Genomic DNA, 17517 nt, shown 5'->3' with positions numbered 1-17517 from the left:
CCGCTTGTGAGAAACCATATTACTACGGAGAATTTCTGGGAGTCCTATCAGGCCTGGTATCCTGGCTTCCAGCAGACACAACTATAAAAAAATACGGAGAGAGAGGGATTCGAACCCTCGGTGAGTTGCCCCACACAGCATTTCCAGTGCTGCGCCTTCGACCACTCGGCCATCTCTCCAAATCAAAAGCTTAGGGCACAGGATTTTAATGGTAGCAAACTTTTTGCCGCAAATCTCACCGTTCAGTGATCTCTGTATTGGGCAATTGGGATCACAATCTCGCTAAAATTTGCCAAGATGCCATAGAACACCTATTGATAGACAGGTCTGGACTCAATTGTGGATTATACGCATACATGGTTAGCCCCATCTCAGGGGATCATGGTTGGTTGGCTACTCATGTTTGCCATTGCCCACAGTGGCCTGGCGGCATTAAGACTGACCCTTGAAAAGCAAGTAGGCGCAAGACTTTATCGGATCGGCTTTGCCTTAGTCAGTCTCACCCTAGCCGTGGCCATGATTGGTTATTTCTTAGCCCATCGCTATGACGGGGTGCAACTGTGGCAACTCCAAAATGTACCGGGGATACCTGGCCTGGTATGGTTACTTTCCGCCATCTCATTTCTATTTCTCTATCCAGCTACCTTCAATCTCCTCGAAATTGCCGCCATCCAAAAACCCCAAGTCCATCTCTATGAAACTGGAATTATCCGCATTACCCGCCATCCGCAACTCTGGGGGCAAATTATTTGGTGTCTGGCCCATACCCTTTGGTTGGGAACTTCGTTTACCTTGATTACCTCCCTTGGCCTGATTGCCCACCATTGTTTTGGGGTGTGGCATGGGGATCGCCGTCTTGAACTCCGCTATGGGCCGGCCTTTTTAGCGATTAAGGCGCGTACTTCTGTTATTCCGTTTCTGGCAATTTTTCAGGGTCGGCAAACATTGGTCATCCAGGAATTTTTCAAACTTGCCTATATTGGCGTTGCGATTTTTATCGGCCTATTTTGGTGGGCCCATCCTTGGCTTTACCGTGCAGGATCCGCCATACACTGGTAGCATGATCCCAGGTTAAGGCTAGGGCCGCAGTCGTGAAATCTGTTAGTGAAATAAATTTTAATCAAGAAGTTATTCAATCTCATCTTCCAGTTGTTGTTAGTTTTTGGGCCCCTTGGTGTGGGCTGTGCCGGTTAATTGAACCTATCCTCCAACAGATTCAGGCCAATGGGACGATTCCTCTTAAAGTCGTGCGGATTAATGCGGATGAGAATTTTCACCTGGCCCGTCAGTATCGCCTCCAAAGCCTCCCTACTTTGCTATTTTTTGAAGGGGGTGAACTTCGAGAGCGGTTTGATCCCCAATCCGTTCAGGGTGATCTCCGGGCGGCTGTTCAACAACTGGTTGAATCTGTTCGCTGCCAACCTTGTTTGCAAAAGGATTAGCCAAGCTGACCAAGGGGCATGGGGTAGGCCTTAAGAAGTTCCTAAACTGTAGAGCAACGCTCCCATATCCTCAGAGGGTTTCAGTTATACAAATCTGATCCTCAGGAATACCCAGAGAGTCAGAATGCGACCAAGCCATAGACCAAGGTACCCCCCCCACCTCCAGGCCGGCCTGCTTTGTGGTGGCACTCAAGATTAAGGTGTCCTGGTCATAAAGCCGTAGCATTAAAACCCCCTGTAGGGTATCCCAACAGGTCGGGATCATCCCTTGGACAGTCGGTACTAAAATCTTGGCGGGGGGATGAGGGCAATGGGCCTTAATTTCGGCTCGATAGTTTTTGACGATCCCAGTCATTGACCAGGCCCCCCAAGGTAGCACCTCCCAGGCCAGCCGAGCTTCCGTCCAGGGGGCAAACTCATAAAACTGATTCTGATAGTGAATCCCAATGAGTCCAGCGGGTTCTTGCCAGGCCAAGATTTGCCGTACTCCTCCTGCCGCTGTTAGGGACAAATCTGGATGGTTAGCAAAAGCATTCGCTTGGAGCCAAAACCATTGACTTGGAAAGCTCTGGCCCCAATTTTTTTCCGCATAGGCTGGAGCCTGGTCAAATTCGTAGGTTTTTCCCTGCCATTGAATCCAGCCAGAAGCCAGCCCGTGAGCTAAGAGCACCTGCCATCCGGGATCATAAAGGGGTAAGTAGGATAACCAGCCGGCTGTAGCTTGCTGATGCCCCCAAGTTTGGATCGGCTTAATGTCGTATTGCCAGCGGGCTACCACGTCGCCATTGGGGTGCTTGAGTTGTCCCTGGTTGAAGCTGCCCGTGGCCTGGTACCCTTGGTTAACTTCTCTGAAAAATTGGCTTGGGTTGAGCAGTGTTCGGAAGTTAACTGTATCGGTATGTCCCAGGCCGCAAGCATCAGACCAGGCCCAAAAAGTATTGACATCCGGAAAAGAACGACAAAAATAGGACTCCCCTGGCCCATAGACCTGAGCAGAACCACCCCCCGGCTGTTGAATAGAGTACATAAAGGCAAAACTGGCCGGGTCAGGTAAGGTAATTCGGTAGTACCAACCTTCAAAAAACGGTTGATGAAGACCATCCCAGTGATAGCCCCCATGGGGAATAGAATTCATGATCTCGGTAGGGTAAAAATTACAGACGCGTGATTCGGGGAGCTTGATATTGCCAAGTAAAAAATGCTCAAACACTGACTCTGGAGTTACTGCTGTCCATCGGACAATCCTTGAACAGGACGCGGTCTAGGACTATAGGGTTACGCAGGCTGTTCTGAATCATAAAACCTTAGAATTATCCCAGCAAGATACGTTTAAACTAGCCCTGAGCTAATTCTAATTCGGTAAAAACATCCTGACTTCTATGTTCAGCAAATTAATGATAGCAAGGTTAGTAGGCATTTTGACGGGCAAAGACAGCAAAAACTGTTTTAATAATAATCTTGACGTCAAGCCAGAGAGACCAGTTGTCTAGATATTCTAGATCATAGTCAATGCGCTTTTGCATTTTATCTAGGGTATCTGTTTCACCACGGGAGCCATTGACTTGGGCCCAGCCCGTAATCCCGGGTTTAATCTTGTGACGTAACATATAACCTTGAATTTTTTTCCGGTACAGTTCGTTATGGGCAACGGCATGGGGGCGTGGGCCAACCACACTCATATCTCCCCGCAAGACATTGATAAATTGGGGTAGCTCATCTAGGGACGTTTTTCTCAGAAATTTGCCAATGGCGGTAACACGGGGATCATTCCGCTTAGCCTGGATCACAATTTGATCATTTTCCATCACCTTCATCGTCCGAAACTTTAAGACTTTAATCTTCCTTCCATTCAGTCCATAACGATCCTGTTGAAAAAATACAGGGCCTGGAGATGTAAATTTAATTGTTAAAATAATAATCGCAAAAATGGGTAAACAGAACAACAGAGCCATTGAGGAAAACCCAATATCAAAAAGGCGTTTCAATGCATATTGAACTTGGGTAAATGGGACTTCCCAGAGTGCAATCAGAGGCATTCCATTTAACTCATACAAGCGCGAGTTAAGGAGGTTAAGAATTAAAGAATTAGGGATGCAGTAAACGCACGCAGTTGTATCCTGTAACTGCTCAATTAAGTTAGCAATTGTTTCTGAGTCTTCAAGGGGATGAGTGATATAGACAATATCCGGGGATTGAGTCTTGACGTAATCTCTGACATCGTTAAAATCACCAAGCACACTGGGGTGATCATGTAACTCTGGAAAGCGAGAATGAACAAAGAAGCCTTTGATATTAATGCCAATATGAGGGGTTTGACCTAAGCGATCGACTAACTCTGCACTGGCTGAATTCATCCCAATCACAATTGCGGTGCGCCGATTAAAGCCAATAGCCCGAATCTGCCGCAGAACATATCCAACTAAAATGTGCAGTAAAGAGATGACAAATGGGGTTAAAACTGCCCAAGTAATGATCACTGTGCGGGAAAATAGATCCGAAGACTTGGTAATAAAACCAATAAATGATAGAAGCGCAATTACAAAAAACCAAGAAAAGAATATTTTAATAATTCGACTAAAAATTGGGGTTGCCCGGTAACGATAGTACACACCACCAAAGTTAAAAATGACCAGAATCAATAAAAAACTAATAATTGACAAAAACCAATCAGGCAAAGAAACCCGCTGAGGTTCGTCTAGAATAAAGTCAATTCCCTTAATCAAGAGGACAGCGACAATTGGATCTAGAGCTTGTTGGAATAGACTAATCAGCGAGGCATTATTTTGTAAGAATCCATGACGATTGTAAATCATAGTATCTTCCTACCGATGATTCCTTGGAACATTTGAGTTAGTTGAGGCTAGTTTAATTATTTTTTGATTAGGGTGGTCTAATGTTATCTCGATTAACTTTGTTTCCATTGCCTTGAGAACATTTTCTTGATGCCAGGCCTGGAGGGCGAATTGACGGGCTTTTTGACCCAGTTGTTGACAATATTCAGGATGATGAAATAGCTGCTGTAGGGCCTGGGCTAACAAGGTTGGATTTTCCGGTGCAATCACCAAGCCCCCATGGCTGACATAACGTTCTAATTGGGTTCCAGAATGGGCTGTGGCAATGACTGGCTGACCTGAGGCAAACATTCCTTTGAGTTTAGAGGGTAAGACTGTATCTGCCACATCGGCCCGCTGGGGGAGCAAATGAACATTAGCAATATTCAGCAGGTCATTAAGAGCTTCCAGGGGTTGTAAATCTTGAAACAAAATATTGCTTAAGCCTTGTTCTTGAGCTAACTGCATCAGCCGTTGCTTTGGAAAGCCTTCACCACAGATGATAAATTGAATTTTTGGTTGCTCAATTAGAAGTTTAGCTGCTTCTAAAATGATGTCCAGGCCTTGCTTTTCCCCCAAACTCCCCGAATAAAGGGCGACGAAAGCATCTTCCGGAATCCCCCAGGCCTGGCGGAGTGGACTTGGAGCATCTAAAGGATAAATCAGAGCGGTATCTACCCAATTCGGAAAGAGCCAAGTATAGGGGCCAGCCACTTTTTTAGAAACTAAGCGTTGGTACATCTGCTCAGAGATGGTGGTGATGACATCGGCTCCTTGCAGCAGCTTGCGTTCAATTCCAGCAGTAAGTTTCGTTAAGATGCCACCTGAGGCCAATAATCCCAACCCCTGAGCCGCATCTAGTTCAAAATCTTGAATATGAAGCCAGAGCTTACCACGCGTCAAACGAGTCGCTACCCAGGCCCCAGGTAAACAAAAAATAGTCGGTGCGAGCAAACAAACAATATTGGGGCGAAACCTAAATGTCTGCCAGGCCATGACCGGAAAGCTACTCACGGCAAAAGACATCAGGTGGATTAAACGTTTCAGGGCTGATGGTTGGGCAGGAACCCAGAGAGGACTCCGGTAAACACGGATACCAGCAACAATTTCTTGAGTCCAACAATTTTTATAAGGGGGAAGGATGCGCCATTTTGGGTAGTAGGGGGGAGCCGTAACGACCTTTACGTGATGGCCGGCCTGGGCAAACCACTCTGCCATTTCACTGGTATATTTCCCAACACCGGTGATTTCAGGCGCGTAATTCAGCCCATAGATCAGGATTTTCACATCTCCTCCTCAGTTAAGATGGGATTCCGTTAAGCTTACTTTGTCTTAACGTTGCTATCCTAGCTGGGAACTGCTCTCTACCGTAAATAATTTCTGGAGGGCCTGCAATATTTCTAGGTATTAGTGAGAACGGGGCATGATCTCATCCGGCCCTGGTACAGCGGCGATCTCAGGTTTTGCCTGGCCAAGCCCGTGCAAGATTACATAGAAGCAGGGAATGATAAACAGCGTTAATAGGGTTGCTACAGCCAGGCCAGCAAAAACCACAATCCCCAACGGCTGCAAAAATTCTGACCCTTCTCCCATCCCCACAGCCAAGGGAAACATTCCAATCACCGTAGTTATGGTAGTCATTAAAATTGGGCGTAGCCGTTCTGGGGCAGCTTTGAGGATGGCGAAACGGCGCGAACAATTTTCCTCAGCATAAATTTGATTGGCGCGCTCCACCAGAATAATCGCGTTGTTAACGACAATCCCCACCAGCAGCACCCCGCCGACAATGACGGTGGCCCCAATGGCTGTACCCGTCATCGCCAGGCCCCAAATACTCCCAGATAGGGCTAAGGGGATGGTCAGCATGATCACGAGGGGATCCAACAGAGAGTTATACTGCACCGCCATGACCACGAAAACAAGAAAAGCCGCTAAGCTCCCTAAGATCACTAATGCCGATTGGAGCTCTTGATTGGTCTGGGCCGCTGCACTGGGGAGAACACTGACTCCTGTAGGTAGCTCTAGTCCTTGAATAATTCCCCGCACCTCCTGAATGGCTGCACTCAAACTCGCCTTTTCATTGAGTGTCCCGGCAATCATAAAAACCTGCTGTTGATTAATTCGGCGAATTTCGGCCGGGGCTTGGCCCGTTTTTATTTCGGCAATATCTCCAAGACGAATGGGGCGATGATTGGGGACAAAGAGGGGAATTTGGGCCAACTGATCCGGTTGATTGACAGAATCTTGATCTAATTGCACCCGAATATCCACGAGGCGATCTCCCCGCTGCATCTCTGTTGGCACAAAGCCTTCTACCGCAGTTTGAATCGTGGCTCCAATGGCCTGGGCCGATAAGCCAAGTTCTGTGGCCCGTTGCCAGTCGGGGAGGATTTGCACTTCGGGTTGACGGGGGTCGCCATCGGGACGAAATTGGGCCAGCTTGGCGTTCTCATCTAGGGCTGCTAAAACCTGCCGACCGGCCTGGGCTAAGGCTTTTTCATTGTTACTGCGTAAAACCACATCCAAATCGGAGCGCAAGGGCGAATTGGTTAAGATAATCCCCCGTACCTGGCCTGGACTGAGACGGACGCGAATCCCAGCTAAGTTGAGTTGACTAATCGCGGCATTGGCCTGGGTTATGTAAGCGGGAAGGTTGACTCCGGGTTGGAGCACAATGGTGGCAGAACTGCGTTGGGAATTGGCGGTGGTACTGCTCGCGAACAGAGACCCCCCGGATGTGGTAAACACGGCTTGAGTCCCCGGTTGGGCTAACAAGACCTGATCTACCTCTGCCATGACTTGCCGATTAAAGGTGACGGGCGTTCCTGGAGGAAAGATGGCAATTAAGTTGACTTGTCCGGTACTAATCCGGGGTAAAAGTTCTTGGGGAATTTGCCCCGCTAAGACCCAACTGCTCCCCCCCAGTACCACTACAGCGACCACAACCACAACAAATCGCCAGGCCAGGACAAACTGCAACAGCCGTTGATATTGCTGAGTGACACCTAAGAATTTCTGGTTAAAAGTCCGAAACACCCAAGTTTGCCCCAGGCCACTGCGGTAAGGAATCGCTAATAAGCGCGAGGCCAAAGCTGGAACCACCGTTAAGGCCATCAACAAGGATGCCCCCACCGCAAAGGTAATCGTTAAAATCAGTTCATTGAAGAGAAGTGCAATCAGTCCCCCCAACAGCAAAAAGGGTAGAATTGCCACCAAATTCGTCAAGGTGGAAGCCACAAGGGCTGATTCAATGTCTTGGCTGCGGCGTTTGGCTTCTTCAATAAACTGCTCTTGGCTGAGGTTTTTGCTGGCTGGAGTATGGGAAAGGGTTTCCAGCATGACGATGGCATTATCCACCACAATCCCCACCCCAAGAGCCAGGCCTCCCAAGCTAAAGACGTTCAGGGAAAAGTTAAATACCCCCATCAACAACATCGCCACTAGGGTAGAGAGGGGAATTGCCAGGACAATAATTAAGGTTTCCCGAATTGAGCCGAGAAAGAGTAAGACGGCAAAGGCCGCCAAAGCTGTTCCGGTTATCCCTGCAGTGATCACATTATTTAGGGAATTGCGAATAAAAATAGACTCATCCAGGACGGGCACAATCGTAATATCTGCGGGAATTAAGCCATTGGCCTGGAGTTCCGCAAACCGTTTTTTGACCCCTTCAACGACGGTAATCGTATTGGCTTCTGGCTGTTTGAGCACACTCAGCTTAACGGCAGGCTGCCCATTCAAACTGACAAAAACTCGCTGCTCAGCACTGCCATCAATGACGGTGGCCACATCATGGAGATAGACTTGGCGATTGTTGGTCAGGGAGAGAGGAAAATCTTCAACGGCTGTAGCACTCGTAAATTTTCCAACAGTGCGGGTCAAGGCTTCCGCTTGCGGGCCCCGAATTCGTCCCCCCGAGACATCTTGATTGCGTGAGGATAAATCTGCCAAAAGTTGGTTTAAGCCCAGGCCCACTGCTTGTAATCGATCCAAATCCACCAAGACGCGCACTTCTTCCGTTGCCCCACCTGCGACATCAACCCCAGCCACCCCTGGGACAATACTTAATTCGCGGTTCAAATCTTCATCGGCAAAAACCCGTAACTCTCGACCCGATAGACTATCTGAGGTCAAAGCGACTTCATAAACAGGTAACTGGGAGGGATCAAACTTAAATATCCGGGGTTCTTCAATACTATCTGGTAACTGATTGCGAGACCGGTTGAAGGTGGCAGTGGCATCATTCAGGGCCTGGTCAATGCTCCCCCCCGGTTGGAAAAATAAATCTACACTGACTTGTCCTTCCCGAGTTTGGGAGTAAATTTGGACAATGCCATCGGTGCGGGCTAAGGCTTCCTCTAGGGGTTTGGTAATTTCTTCCACAGCCACGTTTGGGGTAATTCCAGGGGCATCCAACCGTAAGCCAATTCGGGGATAGGTAATGGATGGCAACAGATCAACTTGAAGGCGCAAGAGAAAGAACACCCCCAAAACAATCACGGTTAAGGTCAGCATCAAGGTGCCGATATGGCGGCGGATGGCCAGACCACTGAAACTAAACCGAGGCGGCATGGGCGGTAGGGGTGGGAGTTGACTCATACAGATGTCCTAGACCGAGGAACAAGGGGACGATAGAGCTAAAGCAAGGCCTGACTGATTAAATCTTAAGTTGCATGGGCAAAAATGCCAGGCCTGAGGCCTCCTTGAGTTATAGCGGCGATATATCTGGCTATCAAGGTGAAATGCTCTCAATGAATTTCATCCTAAAAAGTACTAAAAAACACAACTTATAGTCATTTCGCTCAGGCATGAAACACAGAAATGCTTGAAACCATCACCAGTGGCACTCTTGAATCTCTCACTTTGGGCAAAATTGACTATATCTCTCTGTTAGACTCACAAAAAACCTTTAAGGTTTAGAAGTTTAGATTTCTATGAAAGACAATTTTGTCTAGGCTAGGGGATCGACTTAGGTGAACACCAGTCAGGGCAGCCTGCATAAGGTCATTATTTTAATTCACGTCAGGCTCAGGCTTGAGGGTCGTGTTGGGGCGCTAACCATCGAACCAGGTTCCTGACGTAGGCATGAATGTCCACCAAGGCATCAGGATTAATAATCATTCCATTTCCAGGTAGTTCAGCCACAAAACTTGGACATCCATAATTTGGCTCCCAGTTGTAATCAACAAAATGGTGAAACGTGGATTGTGCAACTATCCGGCCATGATCTGGAGTCCCTTCAACCGCTACGGCTAAATTAAACGGCCGACCTGTAACTAAACTCACTCCTGTGGCAATCACCTGGGCGTGGAATGTTTCATCCGGGCAACCAACACCTCCTTCATGGGGATGGGCTGGAAAGTAGCGAATTACCCCTGTCTCTGATTCTGGATTTTTGAGTAAATCGTGAATTGGCAGGGTGGGGGTAATGTCTTGGTAGTCCCCATTGGCTCCTGAGTGGTAGTTGGGCCAGGCAATGGTCGGGGTGTGGCAGTCATCATTACAGCACCGCTCTGGATCAGGGTCGGGTTGAGTGGTGTGGAAATAGTGAAAGGGGGCAATATAGTCCAGGCCAGTTAACGACTTCCCCATGTCCTGATGGTCGCGGGTGGCCATAATTCCTCCCCCTTGTTGATGAAACCGATTGATTCCGGCAGCATCGGCAGGACTAAGCCCCTCCCCCACATCCAAGGCAAATAGCCACAACTGATCAAAATCTCGCCGATCAAGTTGGCTCAAGACCGGATCATTTCCTTCCTCGTTAGGTTGGCGGTCGCGGGCGGTAACAAGAGCAGGTTCCCTCAGACCAGTGCGGAGATAATCCTGTAGCAAGGAAAAGGTATCTATTGTCCAATCATCGGTAGTTCCAGCTAAAAGAGTCGTTTGCAAGAGGATGCGTTGGGGGTCGCGCATGGGAAATTACTTTGGGTAGGATCATCAAAACTTTACTACGCGCCTTTCTAAACCGCTATGTTGTTGGTCAGTAAGGGATAGAGGAACTTTTGTCGCCATTTTGCATCTCGCTCTCGCAAACAGGGAACTTCGATCAGATGAATCCCCGATTTGGGTAAGGGATTTAGGCGCGATACTAACTCTGGCCACGCCCCGATTAAGTGATGCTGAACACCATAGGCTTGGGCTAACCTCTGAAAATTAACCTCTTGAGGCGTGGCAAAGTAGGGATCAAAAACGTGCTCGGCCTGGTGGATGGGTAGATGGGCAAAAATTCCCCCCCCATGATTGTTGATTGAGATAATTGTTAGGCTCCCCTTAAATACTTTATTCAGTAAAAAGCCATTGGTATCGTGGAGCAGGGCTAAGTCGCCTGTGATTAGGACTGTGGGTTGATTCTCCCAGGCCACTCCCAAAGCGGTTGATAAAGTCCCATCAATGCCATTCACACCCCGATTAAAGAAGAACCGAAACGCCTGAGAATTAGCCAGAAAAACAGTCTCCATATCCCGTACAGGCATACTACTAGCAACAAAAATCGGTGTTTGGGGGGGCAGAGTTTGGGACAAAAGCCAAGCCAGCTTCGGTTCACAGAGCCAATCTACGTCCCCGAACAGTTCTGATAGTTTCCGCTGTCCAATCGTTTCTGCTGCTATCCAGGCCTGGTGATAGGGAGAGGTTTTTGCAGTTCCAGAAAAGTCAGGCAACCTCCCGGCTAAGGTTTCGATGTCCCAACGGAGAGTTTGGCTGGCCCCGTGGAGGGGATCAAAATTATCGGGCTGGGGACTAATAATCCAACGGGCGGGAGTTGTTCTCTCTAGCCAGGTTCTTAAGGGTTTGCTAGTCGGCAGTTCGCCAAGTTGAATCACCAGATCGGGTTTGAGGGACTCAGCGGTGGCTTGATTTCTTAAGAGTAGGTCATAGAGACTAATCACGACCGCAGACTCGTTAGCAAAATGGCGCACAGGCGAGAGGGCATCCGCTAAGATTGGCCAATCTAAGCATTGACTTAAAGAAAGCACGGCCTGGGCATAGGCGTTAGGAACAGCAGGTTGACAAGGGCCGGCAATAATCACCCCCCGTTCGGTTTGGCTCCAGGTTGGCCAGGGAATAGCTTGGGGCAGGAGATAACTTAATTGGGGTGGCTGGAGGGCCTGGAAGAAAATTGGCCAATCCACCGTCCCGGAAAATACCGCTGTCTCAGAGTCAGGGATTGGGGCTAACGGTTCGCGCAAGGGAATATTAAGGTGAACTGGCCCAGGGGTTGGCATTAGCGCCATTGACCAGGCCTGGTTGATCGTTTGTCGTAAATAAGCCAAATGAGTCAGGTCTAAAGACGGTAAGCCTAATTCCGTTTGCCAGCGCGGAAAATGCCCATAGAGTTTAGTTTGATCCATGGCCTGGCCGGCATGACAATCGCGCAATTCGGGCGGACGGTCGGCAGTCAACACTAGCAAAGACACATGACTAAGACTGGCTTCAATAATGGCCGGATAAAAATTTGCCGCCGCAGTCCCAGAGGTGCAGACAATCAGCACAGGTTGATGGGATTGACGCGCTACCCCCAAGGCAAAAAAGCTGGCCGAGCGTTCATCAAGGATCGGAATTGCGGCAATTTTTGGATGTTCTGCCAACGCCACCGTTAACGGGCCAGATCGAGATCCAGGGGCAATCACCGCCGTTTTCAAGCCCAAGCGCACCAAGGTTTCTGTCAACACCCAGGCCCAGAGGCTATTGATATTACAAGCGCGTGATTGCAAACCAGCTTGACCTATACTTTCGGAGGTTGCGAGGAACCCGGCCAACGCTTCTTAACCTGTCCTAAGATGCCGCTGAGAATTGCACCACCCATGAACAGGCCCAGAGCAGGAGTGAAAAATGGCTCCCATAGCCTCAGCCAGAGGTCAAACCCCAAGGGAATATCGAGACTGCGACCAAGGAGTCCCACCACAAACCAAGCAAAGCCGAAAAAGATCAGAAAACTGTTGGCAACCAAGACCCAGTTCACCCAGCGACCAATAACTTCTAGCATGGGACAACCCTATGGCTCCAATTAACCGACAATCCAGGCCTGGACTCTTAACAAAGCTTCCCAATCTGGTTTCCGGGTCAATCCCTCTTGAATATTATCCGTAACTTCTTGGCGCAGTTCAGGCACAACCATAATAATGTGTTGGATCAGTTCAATATGGTCACGAACTCCTTTTTGTCCCTTCTCCAGCATCGCTAAAACCAAGTTAATCCGGGCCTGGGGATCTTGGGGATTGAGTTTCACCGCTTTTTGGGCAGCCTTATAGGCAGATTGGGTTTTCCCGACCAGAAGATATAACCAGGCCAAGCAGGTCCAGGCCGGCGCGCTTTTCGGAGCTTTTTGGCAAATGGTTTCAAAGGTGGGAATCAACTCCGCCGCATCCGCCCCAGCCTTATATTGAGCAATGCCTGCATCGAAAATTTCTTCCACCGTTGCCGTAGATGCTGTCACAGCCTTAACCCCTATCGATCTGAGAACTTATAGAGTTGGAATTGAACAACTCAAATTTCGGTACAACCATTTTGTAGTTTAACTTACCATTGGAATCATCACTTCAGACATCCCCAGCCCCGCTTGCTAACCTAAAATCAGGCCCATTGCCATTGCCCCAGCGGATATTCATGTTCGACAATTCCAGGCCAGCACTACCATGACCCCCCTCATCACCCCGCCGATCATCTACCCCGACAGTGACGGACAACCAATGGCCGAGAATACCAAGCAATTTCGCTGGATTGTCTTGTTTAAGGAAAATCTAGAATGTCTCTTTGCCGATGATCTCAATGTCTTTGTTGCGGGTGATTTACTCTGGTATCCCGTAGAAGGCCGGCCAGATATTCGGGTTGCCCCCGATGCCATGGTGGTTTTTGGACGGCCCAAAGGAGACCGCGGTTCTTATCAACAATGGCAGGAAGAAAATATTACGCCCCAAGTTATCTTTGAGATTTTATCTCCAGTTAATACAGCGGCGGAAATGAACAAAAAACTTGCCTTTTATGATCGCTACGGAGTTGAAGAATACTACATCTATGATCCAGATGAAAATGGCTTGACTAGCTATCAGCGTCTCAACGGCCAGTTATTTGTTGTTCATGACCTCAATGGTTGGGTGAGTCCTCGCTTACGAATTCGGTTTCAGATGCAGTCCGATACGCTAGAGATTTATTATCCAGATGGCCGTAAGTTTTTAACCACGTTGGAATTTAATGCCCAGGCCCAGCAGGCCGAATTAGCGGCGATGACAGCGAAACGAGAAGCCCAAAACGCTCAACAGCAAGCTGAAAAACTAGCTGCGCAACTGCGAGCCTTAGGTGTCGAACCCAATTTAGAGTGAAGCATTTATGTCAGAGTTTCAAATCCAGGCCCCCTTTCAACCCACTGGCGATCAACCCCAGGCCATCACCAAACTGGTCAATAGTATCCAGGCCGGGCATCGCTTTCAAACGCTTTTAGGCGCGACCGGAACCGGAAAAACCTTTACCATTGCCCAAACCATTGCCGAAGTTGGCCGACCTACCTTAGTCCTGGCCCATAACAAAACCCTAGCGGCGCAACTGTGTAATGAACTGCGGGAGTTTTTTCCAGATAACGCGGTTGAGTATTTTATCTCCTATTACGACTATTACCAACCGGAAGCCTATATTCCTGTCACCGATACTTATATTGAAAAAAGTGCCTCGATTAACGAAGAAATTGATATGCTCCGCCACAGTGCCACCCGATCTTTATTTGAACGGCGAGATGTGATTGTGGTCGCTTCGATTAGTTGCATTTATGGCTTAGGGATGCCAGCGGAATATTTGAAGGCTTCAATTCCCTTACGAGTCGGGGCAGAAGTCGAGCAACGGCAACTGTTACGGGATTTAACCAATATTCAATACAGTCGTAATGATGTGGATTTAGGCCGGGGTCGATTTCGGGTTAAAGGCGATGTTTTAGAGATTGGCCCGGCCTATGAGGATCGCTTAATTCGGGTTGAGTTTTTCGGGGATGAAGTGGAAGCCATTCGCTATATAGATCCAATCACAGGCGCAACGATTCAAAGTTTACAAGGGTTAAATATTTACCCCGCCCGCCACTTTGTCACCCCCGCTGAACGATTGGCCCAGGCCTGTGAGGAGATTGCCACTGAATTAAAAGAACAAGTGCTGAAGCTAGAGTCGGAAGGGAAACTCTTAGAAGCCCAACGGATTGATCAACGCACCCGCTATGACTTAGAAATGCTCCAAGAAGTGGGCTACTGCAATGGCGTTGAAAACTATTCCCGTCATTTAGCCGGTCGCCAAGCCGGAGACCCCCCGGAATGTTTAATTGACTATTTTCCCAATGATTGGCTGCTCGTGATTGATGAATCCCATGTCACCGTGCCACAAATTCGAGGCATGTATAACGGTGACCAGGCCCGCAAAAAAGTTCTCATTGATCATGGATTTCGGTTGCCCAGTGCGGCGGATAATCGTCCCCTGAAAGCCCCAGAATTTTGGGATAAGGTGCAGCAATGTATTTTTGTTTCGGCCACGCCGGGGGATTGGGAAATTGAAGTCTCAGAAGATCACGTTGTCGAGCAAATTATTCGACCCACGGGGGTGATTGATCCAGAGATTTTTGTCCGGCCCACGACAGGGCAAATTGATGATCTCATGGCAGAAGTCCAGCAACGGACTCAACTCAAAGAACGGGTCTTAATTACCACCTTAACCAAACGGATGGCGGAGGACTTATCGGAATATTTTCAAGACCGCCATGTCCGAGTTCGCTATTTACATTCCGAAATTAATGCGATTGAACGGATTGAAATCCTCGATGATCTGCGCAAAGGTACTTTTGATGTCTTGATTGGCGTAAACCTATTACGGGAGGGGCTAGATTTACCGGAAGTATCCCTCGTAGCGATTTTAGATGCTGATAAAGAAGGGTTTTTGCGGGCCGCGCGTTCTCTGATTCAAACCATTGGCCGGGCCGCCCGTCATATTCGGGGACAAGCCATTTTGTATGCTGACCGAATTACTGACAGTATGGAAAAAGCGATCTCCGAAACGAATCGCCGTCGCCAAATTCAACAGGCCCATAATGAAACATATGGCATTATCCCCCAACCCATTGTTAAAAAATCTAGTAATGCAATTTTGGCTTTTTTAGATGTGTCCCGCCGCCTCAATGCCCAAGAATTAGAAACGGCTGTTTTACAGGTTGATGATTTATCCTTGGATCAAGTTCCAGAGTTAATTCAACAACTAGAGGGCCAAATGAAAGATGCAGCCAAAAAGTTAGAATTCGAGGCAGCAGCCAAATTCCGGGATCAAATTCAACAGCTACGGGATAAGCTTCTAGGGCACTGAACGAATCAACCGCTTGTACCGGAATGGCTTGGCTCAATTCAAATCTGATTCATAAACTTCTTGTTAATCTTGCTAGGGTGAGTCCGTTAATTTTCGCTGATCCGGCCCCCGACCCAACTATAACGTGACTCATTTAGGGCCCTTATTGGGACAAGTCAAGACATGCTCTATAGGCAGTCCTTTTAAGATTCCTACTCTCTCGGAACAGTCTGCGTAACGCTGTAGATGAGAAATGTGATAGAGTTCCATCCCAATATAATCTCATCTTGCGATTAGGAAATTCCTAAAGTCCCCTCAGAAATCAATGTTGTTGATAGATAATCGGCCGCAGTTTCCACTAGGGTCATGGTACGGGCATAGGGCATTCGAGTTGGGCCTAAGACCCCAATCGTTCCCATTGGGCAATTGCCCCGCCGATAGACACTGGAGACTAAAGCACAGGATTGCAACGGGAGAAGAGGATGTTCGGTTCCAATGGTGACACGGACACGCGTGGCTAGGGGGCCAAACCGCTGGCCTGGGTTTATGTTGGTGTGTTCTTCATCCCAGGCTCCAATGAGTGACCAGAGTTGTTCGGTTTCAGCTTCTAATAATTGCAGTAATAATTGCACCTGTTCTCGTTGGGAAAATTCCGGTTGTTGAATCACTTCTGCCAGGCCTGTGACAATAAACGTACCTGACTTCCGAAGTCGAGTTTGGGGGATAAGGCTTGTGAGTAATTGTTGGACTTCTTGGGCAATGGATTGAAACTCAGCATCCAGCTTTTGCCAATCTAAGACCGAGAGTTGGGCTAAGGTTTTGCCTTGGAGATGATGATTTAGGAAGTTCGTTAAAACCTGTAACACTTGTTCATTGGTTTCACTGCTCTGGCCTGGGGGAAGTTGCAAAACCACTGACTGGGTTTCATAACTATCTAAAATGACAATGACCATCACCTGATCAGGGGCAATCGCCACTAACTTGACCACATAAATCGTATTTCCGAGGGTTGGCGGCATGGTAATTAAGGTGACACAGCCACTTAAGGTTGAAAGTAATTGGGCCGCACTGCGTAAAATTGCTTCCAGGCCGGGCTTTTCCCATTGGTCTGGCTTCTCAGGGTCTAAACGTTGAGCTAATAGTTTTTCAACCCGCCGGGCAAAATCTGGGATCGGTGAAATTAACTGATCCACATAAATCCGATAACCAAAATCAGAGGGAACTCGCCCCGCTGAAGTATGGGGTTGATAGAGTAATCCAGACTTTTCCAAAACCCCCATGATATTGCGAATGGTTGCCGAACTCACCTGTAGATTATATTCATCAACTAAAACCTTAGAACCTACGGGTTCGGCTGTGGCAATGTAGTGGTTAATAGTGGCGGAGAGAACCTGCTGTTGACGTTGACTCAGTTCGAGGGGCATAGGTAAATTCACAACGAGATTGCTAAAAATAAATTCAAATAAATTTTAGAGAATGTCTCTGGGCGATGGATACCAACCTAAGGGACTGAATTCCGACCAACCAGGAGAGAGTTATAGCGATAGTTTAAGAGAGTTTAAGGATTTTTGCTGAACAATAGCAGATCGGGCTTAATAATGGGGCCAGGTTGGCTGAATTTCATCAACATAGGCATCAATCCCACCCGTAATATTTTTGACCTGGGAATAGCCCTGCTGTTTCAACCAGTGACAAAACTGGGCCGAGCGGATTCCATGATGGCACAATGCCCAAGTTTCTTTGGTTGGGTCAAGAATTGCGGAAATCTTGCCCTGCCACTGCTCAAATTGGCTGAGGGGTAAATTGATAAAGCCGGGAATGGCGACAATCTCCAGTTCCGCTGGTTCGCGCACATCCACCAATTGCACCACCGGATTACCACTGGCGAGTTGCTGCTCTAAATCTTGAACTGTCACGGCTTCTAAGCCTCTGCCATAGACCATCTT

At 48.2% G+C, this 17517-nt stretch carries 14 protein-coding genes and 1 tRNA gene; 4 read left to right on the top strand and 11 right to left on the bottom strand.

The annotated features are described in order from the left end of the window. Positions 1–94: 94 nt before the first annotated feature. Positions 95–179: transfer RNA gene (locus SYN6312_RS16195), tRNA-Ser, on the bottom strand. A gap of 160 nt (positions 180–339) precedes the next feature. Here SYN6312_RS16195 and SYN6312_RS16190 point away from each other — a divergent pair. Further along, the gene (locus SYN6312_RS16190) at positions 340–1059 is read left to right on the top strand and encodes an NnrU family protein (RefSeq protein WP_015125969.1); all 720 of its coding nucleotides are present in this window, start codon (positions 340–342) and stop codon (positions 1057–1059) included. A gap of 32 nt (positions 1060–1091) precedes the next feature. Beyond that, positions 1092–1442: a co-chaperone YbbN gene (locus SYN6312_RS16185; RefSeq protein WP_015125968.1), complete on the top strand. Its 351-nt coding sequence runs from the start codon at positions 1092–1094 to the stop codon at positions 1440–1442. Positions 1443–1512: 70 nt separating this feature from the next. Here the strand turns inward: SYN6312_RS16185 and SYN6312_RS16180 are convergent, their stop codons facing one another. The 8 genes from SYN6312_RS16180 to SYN6312_RS16145 all read right to left on the bottom strand — a co-directional run bounded on the left by SYN6312_RS16180 (position 1513) and on the right by SYN6312_RS16145 (position 12704). Then, a complete protein-coding gene (locus SYN6312_RS16180; protein WP_015125967.1) occupies positions 1513–2577 on the bottom strand; it encodes a tocopherol cyclase family protein in 1065 nt (354 codons plus the stop codon). A 271-nt stretch (positions 2578–2848) separates the two neighbouring features. After that, positions 2849–4255, bottom strand: coding sequence for an undecaprenyl-phosphate glucose phosphotransferase (locus SYN6312_RS16175; protein WP_015125966.1), 1407 nt, complete (start codon positions 4253–4255; stop codon positions 2849–2851). 9 nt (positions 4256–4264) lie between these two features. Then, the gene (locus tag SYN6312_RS16170) at positions 4265–5560 is read right to left on the bottom strand and encodes a WcaI family glycosyltransferase (protein ID WP_015125965.1); all 1296 of its coding nucleotides are present in this window, start codon (positions 5558–5560) and stop codon (positions 4265–4267) included. A gap of 120 nt (positions 5561–5680) precedes the next feature. Continuing rightward, positions 5681–8869: an efflux RND transporter permease subunit gene (locus SYN6312_RS16165; protein WP_015125964.1), complete on the bottom strand. Its 3189-nt coding sequence runs from the start codon at positions 8867–8869 to the stop codon at positions 5681–5683. Positions 8870–9298: 429 nt separating this feature from the next. Continuing rightward, positions 9299–10183: a hypothetical protein gene (locus SYN6312_RS16160; RefSeq protein ID WP_015125963.1), complete on the bottom strand. Its 885-nt coding sequence runs from the start codon at positions 10181–10183 to the stop codon at positions 9299–9301. A gap of 47 nt (positions 10184–10230) precedes the next feature. Next, the gene (gene menD, locus SYN6312_RS16155; protein ID WP_371257409.1) at positions 10231–11997 is read right to left on the bottom strand and encodes a 2-succinyl-5-enolpyruvyl-6-hydroxy-3-cyclohexene-1-carboxylic-acid synthase; all 1767 of its coding nucleotides are present in this window, start codon (positions 11995–11997) and stop codon (positions 10231–10233) included. Further along, entirely contained in the window at positions 11994–12254 is a 261-nt protein-coding gene (locus SYN6312_RS16150; RefSeq protein ID WP_015125961.1) for a hypothetical protein, read from the bottom strand. Before SYN6312_RS16150 ends, menD begins: the two co-directional genes overlap by 4 nt. Before the next feature lie 21 nt (positions 12255–12275). Then, complete coding sequence (locus SYN6312_RS16145; RefSeq protein WP_015125960.1) at positions 12276–12704, bottom strand: M48 family metallopeptidase; 429 nt, start codon at positions 12702–12704, stop codon at positions 12276–12278. A gap of 199 nt (positions 12705–12903) precedes the next feature. On the opposite strand from SYN6312_RS16145, the gene SYN6312_RS16140 reads away from it, so the two are divergent. Both SYN6312_RS16140 and uvrB read left to right on the top strand, forming a co-directional pair. Continuing rightward, positions 12904–13587: a Uma2 family endonuclease gene (locus SYN6312_RS16140; RefSeq protein WP_015125959.1), complete on the top strand. Its 684-nt coding sequence runs from the start codon at positions 12904–12906 to the stop codon at positions 13585–13587. Positions 13588–13594: 7 nt separating this feature from the next. Continuing rightward, a complete protein-coding gene (gene uvrB, locus SYN6312_RS16135; protein ID WP_015125958.1) occupies positions 13595–15592 on the top strand; it encodes an excinuclease ABC subunit UvrB in 1998 nt (665 codons plus the stop codon). A 272-nt stretch (positions 15593–15864) separates the two neighbouring features. Here the strand turns inward: uvrB and hrcA are convergent, their stop codons facing one another. Together hrcA and SYN6312_RS16125 are read right to left on the bottom strand one after the other, a co-directional pair. Next, positions 15865–16995 carry a heat-inducible transcriptional repressor HrcA gene (hrcA, locus tag SYN6312_RS16130; protein WP_015125957.1) on the bottom strand — a complete coding sequence of 377 codons (1131 nt, stop codon included), beginning with the start codon at positions 16993–16995 and terminating at the stop codon, positions 15865–15867. 168 nt (positions 16996–17163) lie between these two features. Then, positions 17164–17514, bottom strand: coding sequence for a rhodanese-like domain-containing protein (locus SYN6312_RS16125; RefSeq protein WP_015125956.1), 351 nt, complete (start codon positions 17512–17514; stop codon positions 17164–17166). Positions 17515–17517: the final 3 nt, after the last annotated feature.

Source organism: Synechococcus sp. PCC 6312 (assembly GCF_000316685.1).
Taxonomy (GTDB): domain Bacteria; phylum Cyanobacteriota; class Cyanobacteriia; order Thermosynechococcales; family Thermosynechococcaceae; genus Pseudocalidococcus.
The sequence above is the reverse complement of the archived record's forward strand: the minus strand, read 5'-3'. Positions and strand labels throughout refer to the sequence as shown.

Coding starts and splice junctions, on each gene's coding strand:
- SYN6312_RS16180 (WP_015125967.1), bottom strand. CDS start 2,577: ATGAATTCTATTCCCCATGGGGGCTATCACTGGGATGGTCTTCATCAA.
- SYN6312_RS16175 (WP_015125966.1), bottom strand. CDS start 4,255: ATGATTTACAATCGTCATGGATTCTTACAAAATAATGCCTCGCTGATT.
- SYN6312_RS16165 (WP_015125964.1), bottom strand. CDS start 8,869: ATGAGTCAACTCCCACCCCTACCGCCCATGCCGCCTCGGTTTAGTTTC.
- SYN6312_RS16160 (WP_015125963.1), bottom strand. CDS start 10,183: ATGCGCGACCCCCAACGCATCCTCTTGCAAACGACTCTTTTAGCTGGA.
- SYN6312_RS16150 (WP_015125961.1), bottom strand. CDS start 12,254: ATGCTAGAAGTTATTGGTCGCTGGGTGAACTGGGTCTTGGTTGCCAAC.
- SYN6312_RS16140 (WP_015125959.1), top strand. CDS start 12,904: ATGACCCCCCTCATCACCCCGCCGATCATCTACCCCGACAGTGACGGA.
- uvrB (WP_015125958.1), top strand. CDS start 13,595: ATGTCAGAGTTTCAAATCCAGGCCCCCTTTCAACCCACTGGCGATCAA.
- hrcA (WP_015125957.1), bottom strand. CDS start 16,995: ATGCCCCTCGAACTGAGTCAACGTCAACAGCAGGTTCTCTCCGCCACT.
- SYN6312_RS16125 (WP_015125956.1), bottom strand. CDS start 17,514: ATGGTCTATGGCAGAGGCTTAGAAGCCGTGACAGTTCAAGATTTAGAG.